Consider the following 24027-nt stretch of genomic DNA (forward strand, 5'->3'; position numbering starts at 1 on the left):
TACAATCCCATGCACTATAATCTTTGCTTTCAATATTATAATATGCGATAGTGCAATGAGCTTTTAATATTAATTTCATTTTACGAATGATTCAAAACGGCTCAAGGATGAATCCCCTCGCAGCAATTGGTCGAAGTACTATCACTTTTCTTATTAATATTGGTAGAGTCGTGCTATTTGCTTTATCGACAATCTGCCATTGCTTACAACCACCGTTCTATTTTCGGTTAATATTGCGACAATTTATCGAAATTGGATATAATTCTTTACCGATAGTCGGAATGACTACTTTATGCTCAGGCATGGTAGTAGCATTACAAAGCTATACAGGATTCGCTAAATTTTTTGCCGAAGAAGCGGTAGCAACAGTTGTTGTGATATCTATGCTTCGTGAACTTTCTCCAATACTCACAGGATTGATGGTTGCCGGAAGAGTCGGAGCTACAATGGCTGCAGAAATAGGCGCAATGCAAGTAGCCGAACAAATAGATGCGCTAACAACATTGTCAACAAACCCTTATAAATATCTAATTGTCCCTCGGGTCATTGCATCCATCATCATCCTACCATTTTTGGTGTTGATAGGTGACATAACAGGTGTTTTTGGCGGATTTATAATCGGTATTTACAAATTAAATTTTAACCCTGCTAGCTACATTTTTTTTATTGTACAGTATCTGGAAAAAATCGACGTAATTACCGGCATGATAAAAGCATCAATATTTGGATTTTTGATTACAATAATGGGTTGTTACCAAGGATTCAATGCTCGTAAAGGAGCAAGAGGAGTTGGCGTCGCTACTACTAATGCTGTAGTAACCGCTTCAATAATGATCTTGCTAACAAATTACATTATTACTGAGATTTTTTTTATTAATTAAGGGCGAAGCAGATGACTAATATAATTAAGCTGCGCATACGCAACTTAAAGAAAAGCTTTGGCTCCAAGGTAGTGCTAGACGGTGTTAATCTAGATATATACGAAGGTAAAAGCTTAGTAGTAATTGGTGCTTCCGGCACTGGCAAATCAGTATTATTAAAATGCATTATTGGTTTACTCAAGCCTGATTCCGGTGTTGTTGAAATTGACGGTAAAAATGTAATTAGCTTACCGAGTTATGAGCGCGAAGCTTGTATGCGCAAATTTGGTGTACTATTTCAGGGCGGTGCTTTGTTCGATAGTCTTTCAGTTTGGGAAAACGTTGCGTTTGGATTAATAGCAGATAGAGATATAAATCGATCTACTGCCCGCAGTATCGCTTTAAAAAAGCTTGCTCAGGTTGGTCTTAATGAAGATGTAGCTAATTTATCAATTTCGGATCTTTCCGGCGGTATGCAAAAGCGTGTATCGTTAGCTCGCTCCATAGCAAACGATCCGAAATTTATCTTCTTTGATGAACCAACTACTGGACTAGACCCAATTATGACTAACATCATCAATAAACTAATCGTTAAATGCACACGCGATCTAGGGATAACAGGCTTATTGATAACCCATGACATAGGAAGTGCACGTAAAATTGCCGACAGGATAGCTATGCTCTATCATGGTAAGATCATTTGGGAAGGAGCTGTTAATAAGATAGACACTTCAGGAAACAAATATGTCAATCAATTTATCAATGGAGAAGCTGAATTAAGGTAGCAATCTAAAGCTAAGAAGTGCACTAGAATTTATAGAATAAATTAAACTATTCTAGTCGTTTATTTGAAATGCTCATTCATTTAGAATGAATTAACTGCCAATTACAATTTCTATCTCTAAAAATCTAATTTTGATTAAAAATTGTTACCAAGACTGCTCTAAAAAGCATGAAACTGTAAATAAAGTTATTGCTAGTAGTATTATTTAACGAAGCAATCGCGATTAATAACTTCTCCAGGTTAGTTATATCAATTGTCAATCTAAGGAATATTAATGATAATTAGCTGAAGGGTTATAAAATACGCAGACGTATAGCCTAAGGTTAATGTTAAGCAGAAGGTTATTCTTTGAGACATATTTATCTAATTATACAAACCTATCATTAACACACTCGATTCTCATTAGTCTAATATATAAGTTCCTATAAAATCATTTAGCTATTTAGCAAACTTACAAACTTATTTGACTCAATAAACAAAGATACTACATGATTGGCAGTAGCTGATTAACCAACCAAGCAAAATGTAATTATCAATACCGTTGCGCAGGAGCAGACATAGAAATAAAACTCTATAATATTATTTCGGATGCTTTGCAGAACAGAATGGTACATGAAATGTAGCTTTCATCCAACATCGACAACTCAATAATTAGCTAAAAGCTGAGAAAATACAACGCTTTCCTAGACAAGAAAAGCAAATTAAGCAAAATAATTATTTACTGAAGTTATTCATGATCCTGTTCAATAACAATCCATCGTAAACACTCGCAGCCATTACTGCCACAATCGGATCATTCTCTTTTGTTAATTGCATTAAGCTAGTAAGTTTAGCAGTACTTTGACATGTTTGCGAAACATGCGCTGTTACTAAAGTAAAGTACAATGAACAATATTCCACACACAACCTACCAACATATCGTCAATGCCAAGCCAGCCGAAGGAATAGATTACAACCAAAACTTGCACTACAATAAGTTCAACAATTGTATTCACTATTACATTTTTATTATTTCAAACAAACATGATTAATAACTAGCAGATGAATTTTAGTCCCTTTAAGTACTTTTATTAAATAAAATAAAACAATCAATATAGCTGAGACTATAATTAGCATCTTATGAAATAAAAGTTGACCAACAGTTTAGGCATAACACTAGTTAAGCAATATATCAGCAAGTAATTAATTTCCTTAGCAAAAAAAATGTTTAACTATAGCAACTTTATATTGAATAAGTTTTATTCATACCAATCGCTACAGAAACAAATAAAGATACATCTCATCAAGATTAAAATAGTATTTTTGAGCATTATTTCACTAGTTAGTATCTGTCTGTTTTGTATAGCAAAAACTGTAGTCTTCATGCACGGCGTTCTAAACAAAATACTGATCACTCAACATCTACAAGAGCTTTCACCAATGTAGCATAAGATCGAGAACATGTAAATAATTTTAATTTTGCTATAAAAACATAATCAATAAACTTGATTTAGCAAATAACTGTATTTATAGTTTCAAAAATAATTAAGATTAAAATATTAAGATTAAAATTCGGAAATTACTTGGATAAAATCTAAGTAAAATATCATTTATTATAATCTTTAGCAAATCAATTAAACCAATATTATTTTTAAAAATATGCTAATGTGACTATTAGGCTTTGATTTACACAATTTACTCTAGTAAAAAGTAATTATTTTTTAATTAATTTCAACACACCGGCATCAGTCATAAGAGATATTATGATCAATATTATTGATATAGCAATAATTACCATTATAATTTTTTCTACCTTGCCAGCCCTCATTAGAGGTTTTATTTATGAAATATCCTATGTATTTGCCTGGATTAGCGCTTTATTAGTATTAATTTATGCTTACAACCTTATCACTGTATATCTAGCAAACTTTATAGCAATAGACGCTTCACTCGAAATATTGATCGCCGGCAGTATTTTTTTTCTGTTATTCTTAATAGTGTTTATAAATCTTGGAAAGTCAGCTAATACAATGATGCCTATGATAAAATTCAATTTGGTAAATCGAATACTAGGCTTCATTTTTGGAATAGTTCGTGGATTAGTGATTATCTATCTTATCTACTCTCTAGTTTCATGGATCGAGCCTAACTCTGAAAATTATCCAACATTTTTGAAAGAAGCGCAATTACTGCCGATAATTGTAGCAGGATCAGATAGACTAAACGCCCTAGTTCCTCAATCTCTAAAAACCAAGTTAGTCGAAAAGCAAAACATTTAAAAAAGCATTAGAAAATAAAAACGCTATCTAGATAAAAACAATTATTTGAATTATTACCAAAATATAGAAACTATGAATTATGCTATATTGGGGAAATGTAATATTCACTTTACTAGACAGTAAAGTGAATAAATTAACCGCATGAGCTTTAGAATTATCTAAATATCTTGATAGGCAATTTATTTAAGAAATTGCTGTCCGTCGAATGTAACTGTGGTTTTGCTTTAGTCATTATATGCTGACAAAGCAAAGAATGGATGTTAACATGACAATCATAAATTCATCATCTAACGATGATCATTTTCACGAAGAATGTGCGATTTACGGAATTTTTGGTACATCTGAAGCGGCTGCACACACCGCTTTAGGGTTACACGCTCTACAACATCGTGGTCAAGAAGCTGCCGGAATCGTAGCTACTGACGGTCAATCCTTCAACATACATAGAGGTCTTGGTCATGTTAGTGAAAATTTTGGCGAAAAAAGACAGTCTTTCCTAGCTCAGTTAGTTGGGCATTTAGCGATTGGCCATACTCGCTACTCTACTACTGGCGAAACAGCTTTACGCAATGTTCAGCCGCTATTTGCTGATCTAGAATTCGGTGGCTTCGCGCTTTGTCATAATGGTAATCTAACTAATGCGTTACAAATACGAGAAAACTTGGTTAGCAATGGCTCAATTTTCCATTCTACAATTGATACTGAAGTTATTATCCACTTAATAGCGCGATCTCGAAATGCATCACTAGTTGATCGACTAATCGAAGCTATACGTCAAATTGATGGTGGCTATTCTCTGATTTGCATGAGTAAAGATATACTTATTGGAGTGCGTGATCCATTCGGGGTGCGTCCACTCGTACTTGGTAATGTTGATGGAGCGTATATTCTGTGCTCAGAAACTTGTGGATTAGACATTATCGGGGCTGATTTCATACGTGATATCCATAGAGGAGAGTTAATAATTATCGATAACAAAGGAATTCAATCCTTGTTTCCATTCCCTACTCGTCCTAGTAGATTTTGTCTCTTTGAGTATATTTACTTTGCTCGCCCTGATAGTTTTGTGGAAGGTAATAGTGTCTATACAGCTCGCAAAAACATAGGCAAGTACCTCGCTTATGAAAGCGGTGTGGATGCTGATGTAGTTGTTCCAGTACCAGATTCTGGTGTACCTGCAGCTATTGGATATTCCGAAGCCTCAAATCTCCCCTTTGATTTAGGTATTATACGTAACCACTATGTTGGTCGTACATTTATTCAACCGAATGACAAGGTACGCCACCTTGGCGTAAAACTAAAACATAACGCTAACCGCAAGCAGCTTGAAGGCAAGCGGGTTATTTTAGTGGATGATTCTATTGTACGCGGCACTACTTCAAGCAAGATTGTTGCAATGGTTCGAGGAGCAGGAGCTACCGAGTTACATTTACGTATCGCCAGCCCACCAACTACCCATTCGTGTTTTTACGGTGTCAACACGCCAAAACGAGAAGAACTATTAGCCGCACAGCTTGATGTCCAAGATATGGCTAGTAAGATTGGTGTCGACAGTCTTGCCTTTATATCAATTGATGGTTTATACAACGCTATGGGAAAAACTTCACGAAAAAGTGATAATCCGCAATTCTGTGATGCCTGTTTTACCGGCGAATATCCAATCTCACTAACCGATTACGACAGTGGAAGAATAAGACATAACGTTTGATAATAAACATAGTTAGTTATATTTTTATTTTGCAAAACGCGACTAATGAAAAATTCAATTTCCTTTAAGGAATTTGCTGTACATAAATGCTGATTGCTAAAACCACATTGCCTAAGTTTTTGTAATTGCGTTGACCACTTCAGTTATCTATTCTAACAAATAAGTATGAGTTGCAACATTATAAAATTGAGAATGTCATTTAACTAATAACATTAGACAATAAATTATATTGTGTGCTTTACTATCTATGGATTAATATTCAGTTAATTTTATGAGAATTTTACTATTGAAATAAGGTTATTAACTAAATAATTAGTATACTCTAATCGGCCAATGATTGACTAATGTTTGCACCAAATTTCATGGTAAAAATATTTTATTATAGATACTTTGCCGTAAAATTTGATAGGTTAAAGAAAGTATCTATTTTATTATTTTAGTTAATCAATTTAATAAAAATATTTCACTAATACGAGTAGAAGTTAGGCATAATCCGAACTGTTAGCAAATTTTATTTATATTTAACCCATTTAATTACATAAATAAAAATATTATCTTGCAATAATTTTAGTATAAAACATCCTTACTGCAGTAAGCTAACAATAAAGATGATAAAATACTCGCCATTTTTCTTTTTTAAGATATTCAACATATAAACTAACATTTATATTGTAAAAATACTCTATATTAAATAATCCAACGTTCATAATTAGTATGAGTATAACAGCTGTCAAAATAAATAAATCATATTGTCGTGGATTATTGTATCAACAATCCGAGCAAAAATTACAAAACGATATATTAATGATATCGACTAATAAAGCATATTTAATTGATAAATTGCAAATAGCATAAATTTTTAATGATTATACCATCAGTAAGTTAGCAAGTATGATACTGCTAAGTACTGATGGTACTGTTCGAGTAGGATGGTAAGTAACCATTCTCCTATCGCGATGGCAGCTAGATAAAGAAGATGTAATGTTCTATTATCGCTTAATTTTATTATACTTTCATACTAACAATAGAAAGATGCAGGCAAAAGAATAAAAATTCTGTAATTCTATACTGTCTAATGTATTTTTCAGATATATTTTCTCAATACTCTAGCATAACAACACAATTTTACGTTTTCCTAAAACCAACTATAAACATCGATCAAGAAGGATAAAAATTGCTTACTGAGTGTCAGTTACCCCAGGTTACTTATTCACTATCTATATGTTTTTACCTTATTTACTTACAATATTATTTATTAAATAATATTGTAAGTAAATGTTGCAGGTAGACAATACAGATTATTAATCACATAATCATGAAAAAATATATCCTAGCCATACAATCAACCAAATTGCGCAAAAAAAAGCTTTGCAGATTGTAGTAATAAATTAAATAAAAGTACAATAGCATTTAACTTAGAATGTAGACATAGTAATTATACTATGCTAGTAACTAGCCCTATGCCTTATACATTAGTATTATATTCCTAACCAAAACGCCCAGTGATATATCCCTGGGTGCAGCTATTAATAGGATTAGTGAAAATTGTCTTAGTATCTCCAACCTCGAGTAACTCTCCAAGGTGGAAAAAAGCGGTACGCTGCGATACACGAGCTGCTTGTTGCATTGAATGAGTAACGATAATAATAGTGAAATTCTCACGCAACTCCTCGATTAACTCCTCAATGCGAGCAGTAGCAATAGGATCAAGTGCTGAACATGGCTCATCCATCAAAATTACTTCTGGATTTACTGCTATGGCTCTAGCAATGCAGAGGCGTTGCTGCTGTCCACCTGACAAGTTGGTACCAGGCTGCTCAAGACGATCACTGACTTCTTTCCATAATCCAGCACGATCCAAGCAGTTCTGCACAATCTCATCTAGCTCGGCTTTACCATAAGCGATACCATGTATACGAGGACCATAGGCGATGTTATCATATATCGATTTTGGAAAAGGATTTGGTTTCTGAAAAACCATACCAACTCGCGCTCTAAGCTGTACTACGTCAAGAGATGAGTTGTAAATATCATAATCATCTAGCGTAATTTTGCCAGTAACTTTACAAATATCGATTACATCATTCATCCGATTTAGACAGCGCAAAAAAGTAGACTTACCGCATCCAGAGGGACCAATTAGTGCGGTTACCTCATTCTTATAGACACTTAAATTAACATGCTTCAAAGCATGTTTATTTCCATAATAAACGTTGACATCTCGTGATTCAATTTTAGTGAAACGCTTAGCTGACTGTTTTGAGCTCGATAATTTTAGCGCTAAATTATTATTGGCTGCTTGCATAGCTATGTTAATCATTTTATATCTCTCTACCATCGAAACTCAAATCGTTTGCGCAACAATATAGCGGCTGCGTTCATTAAAACTAAAAAACCAAGCAAAACCATAATACCTGCTGATGTCCGTTCAACAAAAGCTCGCTCTGGACTATCGGACCAGATATAAACCTGAACCGACATAACAGTAGCTGGATCGGTGAAAGTTCGCGGAATATCTACGATAAAAGCGACCATGCCAATCATTAACAATGGAGCGGTTTCTCCCAAAGCTTGTGCCATACCGATAATTGTACCACTAAGTATCCCAGGCATCGCCATAGGCAGCACGTGATGAGTAACAACCTGCAGAGGCGAAGCACCAAGGCTAAGAGCGGCTTCACGAATTGAGGGTGATACAGCCTTCAAAGCAGATCTGGCTGCAATAATTATAGTAGGCAATGTCATCAATGCTAAAACTAAACCACCAACTAACGGGGCCGATCGTGGTAAACCAAAAAAGTTTAGAAAAACAGCTAGACCTAACACACCAAATACAACAGAAGGAACGGCCGCTAAGTTGTTAATATTAATCTCAATAAAATCAATAAATCTATTATTTGGGGCAAATTCCTCCAAATAAATAGCAGACATTACTCCAAGTGGAAAAGAAATTAATAAGGTAACAGTCAAAGTTAAAATTGAACCAATTAATGAACTATAAATACCGGCTTCTTCAGGATTTCTACTGTCACCAGTAGTAAAAAAGTCAGCATTAAATACCGAATGAATATGACCTTCTGATTGTAATTGATCATGCCAGTTGATTTCAAGATCCTTTATTCTGCGATCACTTTCCGGTAAATCGCGATTAATAAAACCCTTAGATAAGCTATCCCAATCATCAGAAAGTTTTAACAAAACCTTCTTGGTTGTTCCAATTAGAGAAGGATTGCTCAATACCATGTCACGCAAAACCAAGTCAGCTTTTGGTGCAATCATCCCGTAAAGCATACGAATTTTACGACGATTTCCAACAGCTGCGGGAAACTTTTCTTTTAGAGCATTATGAATCAATGCTAAATAATTTGCTTGTTTTAACTTTACCTCTTCAAGTGTACTCCCATCGGGATTTAACACTTCAGCACTAAATGTTATATTTAGCTCAACTTTGTGTAACCAAAAGGCTGAATAGCCTTTAGATACAATACTGCTCAACAAAATGAGCAAAATTATCCCAGCGACTCCCACGCTAGCAATGCCTAAAATACGAAAACGTCGTTCGCTAGCATAACGTTTAGCAAGATGTGAACCGCTGAAATCTGGTAAACGAATAGTTTGACTAGATGCAGATTTATTTAAAGAAGTAGAAAGTGTATTATTCATAATGCTCTCTGTACTTGCGTACCACTCTGAGGGCAAGGAGATTAAGGGCAAACGTGATCAAGAATAGTATCATACCTAAAGCAAATGCTGACAAGGTTTTAGCACTGTCAAATTCTTGATCGCCAGCTAACAAAGTAACAATTTGTACCGTGACAGTAGTTACTGCCTCAAACGGATTAAATGTTAAATTAGAAGTTAGGCCAGCAGCCATAACCACAATCATCGTTTCACCAATTGCTCTACTAACAGCAAGAAGAAGAGCGCCCACGATACCAGGCAAGGCAGCAGGCATAACAACCAAACGAATTGTCTCCGATTTAGTAGCACCAAGACCGTAGGATCCATCACGTAGAGAATGAGGAACAGCTTTAATCACATCATCTGATAAGGATGAAACGAATGGGATGATCATAATTCCCATTACTACTCCAGCAGCTAATGCACTTTCAGATGAAGTGTTAAGCCCAACACTTTCTTGTACTGCTATCCGAAAGGCTGGCGCAACGGTCGTAGCTGCAAAAAAACCATAAACCACCGTCGGTATACCAGCCAGCACCTCCAGCATAGGTTTGGCAAATGCCCGAAATCTCGGTTTTGCATATTCAGCCATGTAAATTGCCGACATCAGACCAATTGGTACCGCCACTAACATGGCTATAAAAGTAATCAGCAAGGTGCCAGCAAATAGTGGCACTGCACCAAAAGCACCAGAAGCGCCAACTTGCTCGGCGTGAATAGCAATTTGTGGACTCCAATTCAAACCAAACAAGAATTCATGGAGTGGAATCTTAGTGAAGAAAATAACGCTTTCAAACATCAACGAAACAACAATGCCCAACGTGGTCAAAATGGCAATTAATGAGCTTATTATTAATATAAAATTAATTATCTTTTCCACGATGTTGCGCGCTCTCATAACTGGGCTAATACGATTACGAGCGAATATTAAACCGCTGACGCCTACACAAAAAACTGTGCTCGCCATCAGCATAAAACTTATTTGACGCAAACTGTTAACTTGTTTGGCTGCAGCGATAATGTTTGGATCATTTCTTCTTGAAAAAATACTTCCATTGGCAGTATTGTGTATATTATTGAGTAACAGGCTATATTCGGAGGTAGAAAGGTTTTGAGTTATACTTACCGGCAAGTCGCTCATAACAACTTCATCAATGACATGAGGTTGCACGATGAGCCAAATAACAAGCATAACTAATGAAGGAACTCCGATCCATATAGCAGTATAATAGCCATAATAACTTGGTATGGAATGCAAATCCTTCACAATACCGCCCACAGTCATAATTGCTCGGGCGCGTCCTATGGTATATCCGATGGTAGCGAAGCCAATCAGTCCAATCACCACAATAGAAGTATGCATTGATCCTGGCCCCCCAAGAGCTATCCCGCTCTGGCACTATAGTCAGTGTTGGATAAAGGGTCTAAAGAAAAGATATTTTAATAATATTATAGCGGGATCAAAGAACTGGATACAAAGATTCTTGATAAACAATAAACAGTAATAAACGATTAAACAAAAATTTGTAACTGTAAACAGCATGTAATCAAGTCAAGTAATTCCATACTACAAATGTAATAAAAATTAAATTTTTAAGATAAAAATTTTTATGAGTATAATGTCATTTTGACAAGACCTAGTATTGACATATATCCATTTAAAAAAGTTTGGCATTGGCGTAACCCACTGCTGAAGGATAGGAATTCTTTAACTATTTAGTATCTACTTACATGAATCCAAATCCGGCCAAATACTAAGTTAGCAATCATTACTTAGCTGTTGCGTAGTAATAAATGCCTAAGGATACCAACAAAATCTACGCATCGATTAAATTGCTAAGCAAATCAATGATTAACTCTTGAATTCATTGGAATTAATCTTTACTCAACAGCATAATAATCCAGCTAATTTTTGAGATTAATCACACTTAGATGAATAGGTTTCAGGCAGCACAACTAAGATATTTCAAACAAAGAAACATGATATGCCTACGCTTAAGAAGGTCTCCGAAAAGTTTACTTAAGTCTCTAATTCCTATACCATTAGGACACCTTGAGAAATAGGCAACAACCAAATTTCATAATCTCCTCTAATAAGATACAAATATTTAATTTATCAAAAGCCTCCTGACTAACACTTTACAGCAATATATTGCTGTAAAGTGTTAGTCAGGAGGCAGATTAAGCAAAAATTCATTATAATCAGTATCATTATAACAAAGTCAACCGGTTAAAATTAACTGTAAGTTTCTTCAAAAGAACTTATCATAAACATCTAATCTCAATTCATAACATAAACACTTCAGTGCAAGATAATATACAAATCCTAAATCAAAATACCTGCTAGTACGATTTACTTTATGATTCTTTCGAATCTATGCTTGATTCAATTGTTTTAAACCTATGAGCTAATTCTGATAGCGGAATTAGACCATTAATAGTTAGATATCCTTCCTTGCCAACGGCTTCATCACTAATAAACTCAGATACATATTCTTTTATACCAGGTATAAAATCGATATGGGCATTTTTTATGTACAAAAATAGAGAGCGTACAATGGGGTAAGAACCGTTAGCGATCGAATCAAATGTTGGAGCAATACCTTCGATAAAAGAACCATGTATCTTATCAGTATTTTGATCAAGAAAAGAAAAGCTAAAGATTCCTATTGCAGACGGGTTTGATTCTAGCTTACGAACAATTAGATTATCATTCTCACCGACTTCGATAAACTTACCATCTTCACGCATAGAGGCAAAGACCTGCTTAAACTTACTCTGATCATCATTAGACAATTTATCCAAAAATTCGAACTTTTTAGCGCCTATTTTCATTACCTGTTCAACGAAGGCATCGCGAGTGCCGGAAGTTGGCGCAGGACCAAGCACCTCAATTTTGATATCAGGCAAATTTGTGTTGATCTGCGACCATTTAGTATATGGATTAATGACTAATTTATCATTAAGTGGTATTTTCTTCGCTAAAGCTAAGAAAATATCCTTATAACTGAGATTAAATATCTCAGCTTGTTTAGAATTAGCTAATACAATACCATCAAAGCCAATCTTGATTTCGTTAATTTTCCTTACGCCATTTTTGCCACACAAAGTAATCTCTGTATTCTTGATCTGACGAGATGAGTTAGTTATATCTGGATATTTAACACCAATACCTTGACAAAAAAGTTTTATGCCAGCACCTGAGCCGGTTGATTCAATCACTGGAGTTTTAAAGTCCGTCTTTTTAGCAAAATTCTCAGCAACTAGCGTAGCAAATGGAAACACCGTCGAAGAACCAACTATGCGAATTTGATCACGAGCCTGAACAGGAGTCGTGATCGTAGTAAGAAATAATCCAATAATCACTGATAACTTGCTCAATGATAGAATCATTATATAATCCAACTTAAAATTTGCAAAACACAATGGCATAAATTGCTTGCCAAATAGCATACAATTAGCAGTTTACTCAAGAAGTAATCGTAATGTATTATTCAGAATCTTTTCACGAGTGGCGTTTTATAATCTAAATCATGCTAGCTGTCAAACAGCAGATTTTTAAAGATATACTTAAAACAAATTCTTCATAATGGCAGCTCAGAAATCAGTATGCATTATGTAAAACATTTTTATAATTTTAGCTTATCCCCCAAGCATTTATTATAACATTAATCGAGCAAAATTAAGCTAATGGAGCTTGTGGAAAATAGACTACTTTGTCGACTTATAGAATTTAGTTTATTTACTGAGAAATGTATTAATCATAAAATTAATATTCGTATTCGAGATAAAATGAATTAATTTTTAAAAGCCTAGAATGTTTTTCTAATAGCAATAACAAGTTATTTTTAATAGCAATCTTGAACATGGTGCGCAGTATTAATATAAAATACTACTAACTTAGTATAAAATACTACTAACTTAGTAGTTGCTACAAAGAAGGAGGATAAATTAGCGACACTACGAAAATATCTATAAGACCCTTACTAACGTAATCCTGCACTCTCATTTAAAGCTTATCCAATTTACCATATCATTAGGCGTAAGATTTACAACTAATCGACTGATTAAAGTATTTCAACAAGTACTGTAAATCGCGCTATACTATCAGTCATTATCCCAACTACAACAAACTATTAAGATTTCATTTAGAAATAGCCTGTAGGATCCTGTCAGTATTGTACGACATCATCTCTACATAAGTTGAAGCATTACCATTACTTTCTGACAGTGCTTCAGAATACAGCTCACCGCCAAATTTCGCTCCGGTAGCATTAGCTACCTGTATTAGCAAGCGAGAATTGCTAGAACGCTCAAAAAAATATACTTTAACATGATTGCTCTTAACTCGTTCAATCAATTCAGCGATATCGGCGGCAGAAGCTTCATTATCGTTCGAAGGACTTAGTGGCGCAAGAAAAGTTACGCCATATTCACTACCATAATAACCAAAAGCTTTGTGACTAGTTAAAATCACGCGCTGTTCTTTCGGTATCTGAAGCATCCTAGCTTTGATGCTAAAATGAAGTTGCTTAAGCTGCTGACGATATGCTGTAGCGTTAGCCTTAATAGCTATTGCATCCTGCGGATCAGCTTTAATCAAAGCTGATTCAATATTATCAACCCAAACCAATACATTAGCTACACTATTCCATACATGTGGATCATTTATAATCCTACCTTTTTTCTCAAAAGACTGAATATTTATTCCACGAGATACAATAACTGGCTTCCTATTAATACCTGTTGCTGCAACTAAACGCTTAAACCAAACCTCAAAATCATCCAAATTCATAAAAGTAACAACAGAGTTTTCAACATACTTAGCGTCTTCAGGAGATGGTTCAAAATTATGCGGATCACCGTTAGCCGGCACTAAACTCTTCACACAAACATGATTACCTCCGACATTACGGACTACATCGGCAATAATCGTAAAGCTAGCAACAACGTCAATAACTTTTGCTGACGCTGAGGAAGAAAAATATAAAATGAGTGAGATAAATATGACAGGAAATATGAATACTTTTTTATATACCATTTACTTTTTGTAACTAAGATAACATCTCTAGAGAGATCGATTATAAATACTAGTGCGGGCGCCGTACGGTGCAAAAATTAGAGAAAGAATGTAAATCAAGCTTGCAGATATAATAATAGATGGGCCAGAAGCAAACCCTAAATGATAGGAGGCAAGCAATCCAAAAAAACCAGAAGTAACTGCGCTTACAGCAGCGATTAATGTCATCGCAGGTAGAGTACGCGCCCAAAGCTTAGCAATTACCGCGGGTAGTATCATCATGCCAACAGCCATTAAGCTGCCTAGGGCCTGGAAACCGGCTACTAAGTTAATCACAACGAGAAACAAAAACAATAGATGATAGATAGACCCACGCTCACCTACGGAACGCAAAAAGCTTGGATCATAGCACTGCACAACCAAAGGTCGATAAATTAACGCCAAAGTAATCAAAGTAAAAGAAGCTATTCCGCCAACCAAAAAAATATCCTGCGTATTAACGGCAAGAATCGTGCCGAATAGTACATGTAACAATTCAATATTAGATCCATTTAAAGAAAGGATTAGTACACCCAGAGCTAAAGACATTAAATAAAAACTAGCAAAACTGGCATCCTCCTTTAGGATAGTTGTTTGACTAACAATGCCAGCAAAAAAAGCTACGATGAGACTTGCTATAAGACTTCCCAACCACATTGCAAACATGGAAATACTACCTACAACCAAAAAAGCTATAGCAGCACCTGGTAACACTGCGTGACTTATAGCATCGCCAATCATACTCATACGACGCAGCATCAACAAAACACCCAAAGGGCCGAAGCCCAAACCCAATGCTACAGAAGAAACTAACGCACGCCGCATAAACCCATAATGAACAAATGGCTCGATTAGTATAGCTGACATAGTCATCTTTTAAATCTCCAGCAAACTTACTAGTAAAGCTCGGGTTCTTTGAACCAGCTATCAGCAATAGATTGTGCGGTAAGCAAATTGGCAGATGATAAGGTATTGTCCGTTGGTCCCCATGCAATTGGCTTACGCGCAAGCAGCAAAGTATTGGGGAAATGCGCACGAATCTGCTCAAAATTGTGTAGAATTATTATAATCGTACGCCTTTCATCACGCCAACGCGTAATAATATGTAATAGATCTCCAGTAGTTCGAGTATCAATTAAATTAAATGGTTCATCGAGAAGGATTACTTTAGGATCCTGGAGCAACAACCTAGCGAAAAGAACTCTCTGAAATTGTCCGGCAGACAAAGTGCAAATTGATCGTCTATCAAAACCGTTCAAGCCAACTGCTGATAGCGCATCAGCCGCCTCGTATTCCATCTTCGAAGTTACTCCGCCAAACGGGCCGATTCTTTGCCATGCTCCTAAGATAACAGTGTCGATAACACTGACCGGAAAACTACGATCAATTGTAAGTGATTGCGGTAAATATCCCAAAGCGCTAATGGATATTCCACCTCGGTCAATTTTTCCAGTATTCGGCAAAAGTTCACCCATAATAGTTTTGATCAGTGTTGATTTGCCAGCTCCATTAGGGCCAGTAATTGCAGTCATGGTGCCAAATTTAAATATCCCAGACAGATCATCGATAACGCGCTGTCTATTATAATAAACAGATACATTCTGAAAACAAATACCAGAATGAGTCACGGCAAAGAAACTGCCCAGAGTATGGCTATCCACAAAGCAACGATGACAATAAACACATTTAACAATCTAATATATGCTGAGCTTGAAATCAAAGAATTAAAAAATGAACAAATCTGCGGCATTATTTCACCTAAAATAAGGCTAAAGCCTTAATGATAGTAAAATCCTCCAACAAGTAATAACTTAGGAAGCAAGATTACTATACATTAGGAAGTTAAGATCATCACTAGATGTTATAACATAACAATATAATATGTCAAATGACATGCAGTTAATTCCTGCTTCATAATCAATCAAAGTTAACGCAAAAATTATTGTATATAATCAGACGTATAGTAATTGAACTAAACTTATTTGAAAAAACGCTAGTTAATTAGATTGTTGTTTTACTAGAAGAATTTTAAACGCTGGAGTAAATAGAATAGAATCAATTAATTAGCTTATTTAATAATCATTTTTAGTAAAACTAGAAAGTTTTCATGCTTCTGTAAGAATTTAGTTTATTATAGTCTGATTATAGCCTAAGTTATCTACGCTACAAGTTTTCTTTAATGAAAAACGGTCTATGCTTGCGTCAATCCATTAAAAATTAATATTAATTATCTAAGATAAAACAAGCCCATTCTTGACGTATTTAAAATATTAGCATTGGCCGAAGTATTTATTTTTGTAAAAAATCACTCCTTCTGCTAAATTGTATAGTATTCCGATTGTTATACAAAATTTAATTACCTCTTAAATATTAGCCAATTTTTAAAGCAATAGTAGCAAAAAAGCTTTTAAGTGTTATAAGTAATGTTGCTAATTAGCTGTTAAATAATATTGCATAACAGATTATTGATCTCAACTACTTAGATTTTTACGTATTAATCCTAGACACTTTCGAAGTTGTGAAGTGAAACAATGATAATTAATTATCAGCAATAATAATTATCTAAGCTAATTTATAAATGCTAGTGTTGTGTTTGTCTTCTTGAAGGTTGTCTGTGACAATAAAGAGTTAATTTGTAAAATAAAAATAATAAATTAACAAATTACCAGCATATTAATTTTAATTGAATTTTTAATTAGCTAATTTTCAGCTTAACTCAATACAAATTATTTTTTACATCACAAATGTAATCAATAAAATACATCAAAGTAAGACAAAAATAAACCTTTAAGAGTTAATTTTTTTATAAATAAAAATTACTCTTTAATAAGACAGGCTTTTGCTTTAATGAAAATTAAAGCAAATTTATTTGCAAGATTACAAAAATAATTTTAGTCGTACATTTTACAACGAAAATTAGTAATATTTTTTAAAGATATAAACACAGAATATCAAATATATTTTATACCAGTATTTGCGAATACATAAATAAAACTACGCCATAAACAAAGACTTGCCTCAAGTGCTACTTTGATTAATACAAAGCTAATGGATTAGGATAAATAGCATGCATATCAATAAGTCCATTGCTATGGCAATCATTTTAGTAGTTATCGCGATTGCCTGGATCATTTCTGGTCAAATATTCAATATAAGAACAACGATAACTCACCACGATGATAAGATCTCTGATTCGTTCACAAATACTTTAATGCGCGTTGGTATCAGTAAAACATCTGCCAGTGCATTTATTCCTTCCATAATAATATCTGGACATACTGAAGCTGCGCGAATCATTACTCTGAAGGCTGAAACTGCTGGTCGAGTCGTAGCCACTCCAATATCAAAAGGATCAAAAGTCTTAAAAGGAGCAGAAATAGTACATATCGATGTATCTGATCGTAATGCATTAATGGATAAAGCTAATTCTCGCATTAGCCATCGTCAAATAGAATACAACGTAACTTCTAACTTAGTAGCTAAAGGATTTAAAGCAAAAACAGCCCTGGTCGCTATTAAAGCTGAGCTAGATGCAGCAAAATCTGAACGCCGAACGATTGAAATTGATCTTGAACGTACACGAGTACGTGCCCCAATTCGCGGCGTACTTAACGACCTTATGGTTGGAGTAGGAGACTATTTGACTGTGGGAGATGCTGTCGCAAAAATAATAGATCTTAATCCGCTACTTGTAGTAGCGCAGATCTCCGAACGTCAAGCGGCACTGATTGAAATCGGTATGTCAGCCCGTGTTCATCTGTCTACCGGAGCAAAGCTTACTGGCATAGTAAGCTATATCTCAAACGTTGCGGATGAGAAAACTAGAACTTTCCGTATTGAAATCAATGTTGATAATCCTGCCAGTAAATTTGGCCATGGCTTCACAGCAGAAATAAATATTGATTTACCATCAAAAAACAGTCATCGAATAAGTCCATCGATATTCCGACGAGAAAAATTAGGACAATTGGGGGTGATGATCGTCGACAAAAATAATCAAGCTCACTTCATTCCAATCACAATTATAGGAACTGATGATAAGGGAACTTGGGTTAGTGGTCTGCCCAACAATACAAGAGTTATCGTCGTCGGGCAAGATATGGTCAAAGAAGGCGAGATCGTAGAACCAGTAGAAACCAGCAATGGAACGATTTCATGAAAGCCTTAATTTCCTATGCTTTATTGCACAACAGAACCATATTATCTCTTCTTTTGCTAATCTTAATTGCTGGCAGCGCTTCTTATATAGCAATTCCGAAAGAGTCTGATCCTGACATCAATATACCAATAATTTATGTATCCATCACACTCGAAGGCATAGCGCCGGAAGATTCAGAGCGTCTTTTATTACAACCTATGGAAGAAGAGCTTCGTGCTATCGCTAGCATAGAAGAAATGCGGTCAACTGCTTATGAAGGTGGTGCTAATATTACATTAAAATTCAATGCAGGTTTTGATCCTGTCCAGGCTATAAATGATGTCAGAGAGAAAGTTGATATTGCTAAGCTAGATTTGCCTAAAAATGCAGATGAACCGAGAGTGCATGAAGTCAACTTCTCACTCTTTCCAGTCTTAATTGTTACTTTATCTGGTAATGTTGATGAGCATATACTCCTGCAAACATCACGCAAACTGCAAAAGCTGGTGGAAGAGATTCCTTCAGTTCTTGCAGTCCATCTTGTCGGTTATCGTGAAGAAGCAATTGAAGTTTTGATTAATCCACTAGAACTAGAAAGCTACAATTTGCAAGCAAATGACCTGCTGGAAATCTTTCAGCGTTCAAACAACTTAATTACTAGCGCAGCTCTAGACAATGGTACCGGCCGCTTCCCTATTAAAATGCCAGGCCTATACCAGAATATAACAGATATTCTTAATCAGCCGATTAAAGCTAACGGAGATGCAATTGTTCGAATTCGCGATATCGGTACAGTTCATCGTAGCTTTAGGGATCGCCAAACCTATGCGCGTTTTAACGGACAACCAACAATTGCTCTCGAAATCTCCAAACGCTCAGGGCAAAACATCATTGATGCTACAGAGAATATTCGTGCTGTAGTAAATAATGCAGAAAAAGATTTCCCGGCAGGGATCAGATTAAATTTTAGCCAAGACAAATCTAACAACATTCAAAATATGCTGAACGACCTGCAAAATAATGTTATAACTGCCACTTTGCTAGTAATAACCGTTATTATAGGAGCCTTGGGTATTCGTAGCGCCTGGCTAATTGGCATGGCGATTCCTGGTTCATTATTGTTAAGTATCTTAGTGCTGTCTTCTCTGGGTATTACTATCAATATCGTTGTCTTGTTCAGCCTAATTCTAGCAGTTGGTATGATGGTTGACGGTGCGATTGTAGTTACTGAATTTGCCGAACGCAAAATAATATCGGGTGTTAGTAGACCAAAGGCTTATCTTCTGGCTAGTCAGCGGATGGCCTGGCCAATAATAACTTCTACTGCAACAACTATAGCTGCTTTTTTCCCATTGCTATTTTGGCCTGGTCTAGTCGGAGAATTCATGAAATTTTTGCCAATCACACTATTAACAACATTGCTAGCTTCACTGCTAATGGCGTTAATATTTATACCAGCTTTAGGTGCACAAATTGGAGGAACGATTACCCTAAACAGTTCTTATAGTCTACAGATTGCTGCTTCTGAAACTGGCGATCTAAATAATATCAAAGGCTTAACTGCTTGTTATTTAAAATTACTCAAAACTGCCTTACGCATACCTAAAATAGTTTTACTAATATCAATTGCAACTTTGATTGCAATTCAATATTATTATATCAGCTACGGTAAAGGAATAGAGTTCTTTCCTAATGTTGAGCCTGACAATGCTCAAATATATGTACATGCCAGAGGTAACCTTTCAATAGAAGAAAAACTTAGTCTTGTCCTGCCCGTCGAGCAGATAATTATGAAGTTAGGAGGGCTTAAATCAATTTATACCTGTATAGGAGCAACTAAACAAAGTGAAGAAGGGGAGTTGTCTAACGACATAATTGGCAGCATCCAAGTAGAATTTATTGATTGGCAACAAAGACTACCAGCTAAACAGATTTTAGCTAAGATTGCCAGACAGACTTCTAGTCTGCCTGGCATTGTTGTCGAGACGCGCACAGAGGGTAATGTGCTAACAACAGGTAGTCCGGTGCAAATACAGCTTTATTCTAGAAATCGCGAAGCATTGGAAGAAGCAGCAAACGATATGCTAGCAAAGCTTCATACAATACCCGGTCTGCTAGCTCTGGAAGATACTCGTGATTTTCCAGGTATCGAATGGGAAATTAGCATTAATCGAGAAAAAGCCGCAATATATGCAGCTGATATGATGCTAACTGGTCAGTACGTACAGCTGATTACCAAAGGATTAAAAATTAGCGACTATCGTCCAAAAGATAGTGATAAAGAGATCGATGTTATCTTGCGTTATCCAGATTACTACAGGACTTTTGAGCAGCTCGATCAAACTCGCATGAAAACTTTAAATGGTCTAGTCCCAATCTCAAACTTTGTAGAACGTAGGGCTAAAGCAAAAATCGGTAAAGTACGTCGTATCGATACTTACCGAGCAATTACAATTAAGGCGGATGTACTAGATGGTGTACTGCCAAACGACAAAGTGATGGAAATACGTGATTGGCTTGTTAGCAAGCCGCTACCACAGAGTGTAAAAGTAGTCTTCAAAGGCGAAGAGAAGAAACAAAAAGAAGCACATAATTTTTTGATAAAATCATTTGGAATTTCCATATTTGTCATGGCTATCATTTTGGTTACTCAATTTAATAGTTTTTATTCTGTCCTAGTAACTCTATCGGCAGTAGTTATGTCAACTATTGGGGTAATGTTTGGATTAATAATTACCAAATCCCCATTCAGTATTGTCATGAATGGTATTGGGATTATAGCGTTATCTGGAATAGTAGTGAATAACAATATTGTGTTAATCGATACTTTTGACAAAATTAAGTCAAATTGCTCAGATACCAGAGAGGCGATCCTACGCACCGGAGCTCAAAGACTACGCCCAGTATTACTTACTACTCTTACCACAATTTTAGGGCTGCTGCCGATGGTTATGCGTACTAATATAGACTTTATGTCACGCCACATAAATATCGGTGCACCATCCACTCAGATATGGGTATCATTAGCTAATGCTATTGTCTACGGACTGGCTTTTTCTACAGTGCTGACTCTATTAGTTACTCCATGTGCTTTGATCTTCAAAACTAGCATAGATAAAAATATGCCATAAAATACAGATTTGCCTATCTAAGCTAGATTAAGTATTACATTAATTATGGTACACTCGATAAGTTGATTAAAATCATAATCGTATTCTGACTATAAGCTTCTATAGCTTGTTACAAGTATAATGCAATAAAGTATTAAATACAATCAGCAAAAGTCTTTAGTTGTGATGCGATATTTTCAGAGTAATTGTACCTAAGTCAGTTAAAGTATAGCTATATTGCAATTAATTACGGCTTAACGTTTATAGTTTGTATTATAAAATAAGAATATAATCATAATTTATTTTATTAAAACAACTTTTAGAACACTAATTGTATCTATCTTAACACTGAAGATAAAGAATCAGGCAGTATATTCATTTTTAGTGTATGAACTATAATTCATTTTCAACATTAACCTGTTATCTAAAGAATAATAGATTCAATCTATTTGAAATATTAGAATAAAATAGCTAGTAGTTAAACTAGTAGTTAGTTTAATTAAAGCATTTAATCAAGCTAACTGTCATTCTAATAACAATTTAGATTCATTTTATTTATCAAATAATCTTCCAGCTAAACCCCAAGGCTATGAGCAAATGTAATTTCGCGATTATAGTTGTAAAAAACAGCGTCAATTAACTTTATGACATACATTGCTAACTTTAAATCGCCTACAATATAATCAAAAGCAGATTCAACTATTAATTGAATCTGCTTTTGATTATATTGTAGGCGATTTAAACAGCTAGATTCTAGCTAAAAATAATCTATATCTATAAGATTATGTAATTATCATAATTAAAACAAGTAATTAAGATCCATAATAAAAGAAAATAATAGTGCTACTAATTATAGAGTAAAAACATAACACTACAAATTCGGTGCATAGAAAAACAAAAAATCAATAAAATTAACCAACTTTTTTATAAAAAATGATAATTTAAAAAAATTTTTAATGAATTATTCTTAACCTAAGAATAAAATGTAGATTGGCATTTTGCTAATTTATAATAAAATAATAAGTTAAAATTTATTAGACAAGTATTCCATTTAACGGAAATGCCCAGTATTTATTTTTACCAGAAAAGAAATAAGATTTGCCTCTTCACCAAGAGTTCATATAATTTTTTAGTGTCTTAAAAGAGTAAGCGATATAATCTAAGCAGATTAATTTTTTAAAAATATATTTTTTACTTAAAAAGTAACTATAATAGTGTATTATAAATTAAGTTGTTTTACTAAAAATTAGTAATTATTTATTCAGATAATATATCAAGGTACATGACCTAATATTCCTGCAATAACAAAACAATCATATACTACAAATTATTTTTAGTGATAACCCGTATTGACTTACATTATATTTCTATTAACACGATTATTAATTCCGAACTACTTAATTCCAAGTAAAATTAGGGATATTCATCTTTACAAGATAGTGCTAGAAAAGTAGCTACTCACTTCATTATGTAGATTGCTAAATTATTGAGATTAAATTAAGCTAATTTGATGTGAAATGCTATTAAATCCATGTAATTAGCCAATTCGATATCCAGATCTGTTACTCCGCCAATAGTATGCGTACTAAGTTCAACCACAACCTTATTATAAGAATTTGACCAATTTGGATGATGATTCATACTACAGACTTTAATAGTTACCTTAGTCATAAACCTCCATGCATCATCAAAGCTATTAAATTTAAAGGTCTTGATGATCGCACTAGCATCATTCTCTTTAATCCACCCATCCATGGATGCAAGGTAGTTATTAATCTCTTTAACACTGAGTTTCTCTAGCATTATAGGATTATTCCCTTTTTAAATTTTACTATTTTAAACGTAAAGGCTAAAATTCTTTTTAAATTTGTTAAAGTAATAAGATAAAATAATATCACTCGCTACGGTAATGTCTTTATTATTTTGATTGAAATAATGGCTAGTTGAATAAACAAAATGCTTGATTTTATTTATTCATAATAGAGTGTTAGAAATTTAACCAATGAATATGATGTTTTATATCATAGCCTGACTTATAAAAGTTCATTAATCGATAATGTTTTACAAACAAGTAATGCGCTATTTGTTACTAAAAATCAAAGATAAATTAACAATTTATTAAAAAACTAATAGTTATAGTCAAACGATTTAATTGGCAATGTTATTATAAAAATAATTTTAAATATAGCCTTTATGTTACTATAAAGGTAACAATTTCTTTCAGAAAGCCAATATTCTTGTTAATATCAATAGTTTAATTAATAGTTAACAATTAATAAATAAAGGCTTTTTAGCTTTTTATATAATAGTAACGCTGATACTAGAGTATAACAGTAAAAGTAAATACTAGAAAAACAGCAAAGTTTTGCGGCTTACACTTTTGCTATTGTACTTAAAAATTATTTAAGTTATTTGCCTAGATTACTAAT

Annotated in this window: 16 protein-coding genes; 7 read left to right on the forward strand and 9 right to left on the reverse strand. The window is 34.4% G+C overall.

Annotated elements, in window-relative coordinates:
• The first annotated feature begins 107 nt into the window (after positions 1-107).
• Positions 108-881 carry an MlaE family ABC transporter permease gene (locus P856_RS02920; RefSeq protein WP_025300678.1) on the forward strand — a complete coding sequence of 258 codons (774 nt, stop codon included), beginning with the start codon at positions 108-110 and terminating at the stop codon, positions 879-881.
• Positions 882-892: 11 nt separating this feature from the next.
• The gene (locus tag P856_RS02925) at positions 893-1645 is read left to right on the forward strand and encodes an ABC transporter ATP-binding protein (RefSeq protein ID WP_044214904.1); all 753 of its coding nucleotides are present in this window, start codon (positions 893-895) and stop codon (positions 1643-1645) included.
• An 868-nt stretch (positions 1646-2513) separates the two neighbouring features.
• Here the strand turns inward: P856_RS02925 and P856_RS04515 are convergent.
• A complete protein-coding gene (locus P856_RS04515) occupies positions 2514-2639 on the reverse strand; it encodes a hypothetical protein (RefSeq protein ID WP_264357523.1) in 126 nt (41 codons plus the stop codon).
• Positions 2640-3386: 747 nt separating this feature from the next.
• On the opposite strand from P856_RS04515, the gene P856_RS02930 reads away from it, so the two are divergent.
• Together P856_RS02930 and purF are read left to right on the forward strand one after the other, a co-directional pair.
• Positions 3387-3902, forward strand: a complete 516-nt coding sequence (locus tag P856_RS02930) for a CvpA family protein (RefSeq protein WP_025300679.1) — start codon at positions 3387-3389, stop codon at positions 3900-3902.
• 265 nt (positions 3903-4167) lie between these two features.
• Complete coding sequence (gene purF, locus P856_RS02935; protein ID WP_025300680.1) at positions 4168-5610, forward strand: amidophosphoribosyltransferase; 1443 nt, start codon at positions 4168-4170, stop codon at positions 5608-5610.
• 1486 nt (positions 5611-7096) lie between these two features.
• Here purF and pstB read toward each other — a convergent pair.
• The 7 genes from pstB to P856_RS02970 form a co-directional block, all read right to left on the reverse strand.
• Positions 7097-7948, reverse strand: a complete 852-nt coding sequence (gene pstB, locus P856_RS02940; RefSeq protein ID WP_227028658.1) for a phosphate ABC transporter ATP-binding protein PstB — start codon at positions 7946-7948, stop codon at positions 7097-7099.
• Complete coding sequence (gene pstA, locus P856_RS02945; protein WP_025300682.1) at positions 7942-9273, reverse strand: phosphate ABC transporter permease PstA; 1332 nt, start codon at positions 9271-9273, stop codon at positions 7942-7944. Before pstA ends, pstB begins: the two co-directional genes overlap by 7 nt.
• Positions 9266-10654 carry a phosphate ABC transporter permease subunit PstC gene (pstC, locus tag P856_RS02950; protein WP_025300683.1) on the reverse strand — a complete coding sequence of 463 codons (1389 nt, stop codon included), beginning with the start codon at positions 10652-10654 and terminating at the stop codon, positions 9266-9268. The genes pstA and pstC overlap by 8 nt, the downstream gene beginning before the upstream one ends.
• Positions 10655-11649: 995 nt before the next feature.
• The gene (locus P856_RS02955) at positions 11650-12684 is read right to left on the reverse strand and encodes a substrate-binding domain-containing protein (protein ID WP_025300684.1); all 1035 of its coding nucleotides are present in this window, start codon (positions 12682-12684) and stop codon (positions 11650-11652) included.
• A gap of 751 nt (positions 12685-13435) precedes the next feature.
• The gene (locus P856_RS02960) at positions 13436-14332 is read right to left on the reverse strand and encodes a metal ABC transporter solute-binding protein, Zn/Mn family (RefSeq protein WP_025300685.1); all 897 of its coding nucleotides are present in this window, start codon (positions 14330-14332) and stop codon (positions 13436-13438) included.
• A 27-nt stretch (positions 14333-14359) separates the two neighbouring features.
• Entirely contained in the window at positions 14360-15223 is an 864-nt protein-coding gene (locus P856_RS02965) for a metal ABC transporter permease (RefSeq protein ID WP_025300686.1), read from the reverse strand.
• A 23-nt stretch (positions 15224-15246) separates the two neighbouring features.
• Complete coding sequence (locus P856_RS02970) at positions 15247-15978, reverse strand: metal ABC transporter ATP-binding protein (protein WP_025300687.1); 732 nt, start codon at positions 15976-15978, stop codon at positions 15247-15249.
• Between P856_RS02970 and P856_RS04485 the strand changes: the two genes are divergently transcribed.
• The 3 genes from P856_RS04485 to P856_RS02980 all read left to right on the forward strand — a co-directional run bounded on the left by P856_RS04485 (position 15970) and on the right by P856_RS02980 (position 21619).
• Positions 15970-16131 carry a hypothetical protein gene (locus tag P856_RS04485; protein ID WP_162471382.1) on the forward strand — a complete coding sequence of 54 codons (162 nt, stop codon included), beginning with the start codon at positions 15970-15972 and terminating at the stop codon, positions 16129-16131. The genes P856_RS02970 and P856_RS04485 overlap by 9 nt on opposite strands.
• A 1286-nt stretch (positions 16132-17417) precedes the next feature.
• Complete coding sequence (locus tag P856_RS02975) at positions 17418-18509, forward strand: efflux RND transporter periplasmic adaptor subunit (protein ID WP_025300688.1); 1092 nt, start codon at positions 17418-17420, stop codon at positions 18507-18509.
• On the forward strand, positions 18506-21619 hold the full coding sequence (locus P856_RS02980) for an efflux RND transporter permease subunit (protein ID WP_025300689.1): 3114 nt from the start codon (positions 18506-18508) through the stop codon (positions 21617-21619). The genes P856_RS02975 and P856_RS02980 overlap by 4 nt, the downstream gene beginning before the upstream one ends.
• Before the next feature lie 1476 nt (positions 21620-23095).
• On the opposite strand, the gene P856_RS02985 is transcribed toward P856_RS02980, so the two are convergent.
• On the reverse strand, positions 23096-23401 hold the full coding sequence (locus tag P856_RS02985) for a 4a-hydroxytetrahydrobiopterin dehydratase (protein ID WP_025300690.1): 306 nt from the start codon (positions 23399-23401) through the stop codon (positions 23096-23098).
• Positions 23402-24027 lie beyond the last annotated feature (626 nt).

The sequence above is a fragment of the Candidatus Endolissoclinum faulkneri L5 genome (assembly GCF_000510265.1).
GTDB classification, from domain to species: domain Bacteria; phylum Pseudomonadota; class Alphaproteobacteria; order Thalassobaculales; family Thalassobaculaceae; genus Thalassobaculum; species Thalassobaculum faulkneri_A.

Excerpts from the sequence above, each read along its gene's own strand:
- P856_RS02920 (WP_025300678.1), top strand. The coding sequence starts at position 108 with ATGAATCCCCTCGCAGCAATTGGTCGAAGTACTATCACTTTTCTTATT.
- P856_RS02925 (WP_044214904.1), top strand. The coding sequence starts at position 893 with ATGACTAATATAATTAAGCTGCGCATACGCAACTTAAAGAAAAGCTTT.
- P856_RS02930 (WP_025300679.1), top strand. The coding sequence starts at position 3,387 with ATGATCAATATTATTGATATAGCAATAATTACCATTATAATTTTTTCT.
- purF (WP_025300680.1), top strand. The coding sequence starts at position 4,168 with ATGACAATCATAAATTCATCATCTAACGATGATCATTTTCACGAAGAA.
- pstB (WP_227028658.1), bottom strand. The coding sequence starts at position 7,948 with ATGGTAGAGAGATATAAAATGATTAACATAGCTATGCAAGCAGCCAAT.
- pstA (WP_025300682.1), bottom strand. The coding sequence starts at position 9,273 with ATGAATAATACACTTTCTACTTCTTTAAATAAATCTGCATCTAGTCAA.
- pstC (WP_025300683.1), bottom strand. The coding sequence starts at position 10,654 with ATGCATACTTCTATTGTGGTGATTGGACTGATTGGCTTCGCTACCATC.
- P856_RS02955 (WP_025300684.1), bottom strand. The coding sequence starts at position 12,684 with ATGATTCTATCATTGAGCAAGTTATCAGTGATTATTGGATTATTTCTT.
- P856_RS02960 (WP_025300685.1), bottom strand. The coding sequence starts at position 14,332 with ATGGTATATAAAAAAGTATTCATATTTCCTGTCATATTTATCTCACTC.
- P856_RS02965 (WP_025300686.1), bottom strand. The coding sequence starts at position 15,223 with ATGACTATGTCAGCTATACTAATCGAGCCATTTGTTCATTATGGGTTT.
- P856_RS04485 (WP_162471382.1), top strand. The coding sequence starts at position 15,970 with ATGAGTCACGGCAAAGAAACTGCCCAGAGTATGGCTATCCACAAAGCA.
- P856_RS02975 (WP_025300688.1), top strand. The coding sequence starts at position 17,418 with ATGCATATCAATAAGTCCATTGCTATGGCAATCATTTTAGTAGTTATC.
- P856_RS02980 (WP_025300689.1), top strand. The coding sequence starts at position 18,506 with ATGAAAGCCTTAATTTCCTATGCTTTATTGCACAACAGAACCATATTA.
- P856_RS02985 (WP_025300690.1), bottom strand. The coding sequence starts at position 23,401 with ATGCTAGAGAAACTCAGTGTTAAAGAGATTAATAACTACCTTGCATCC.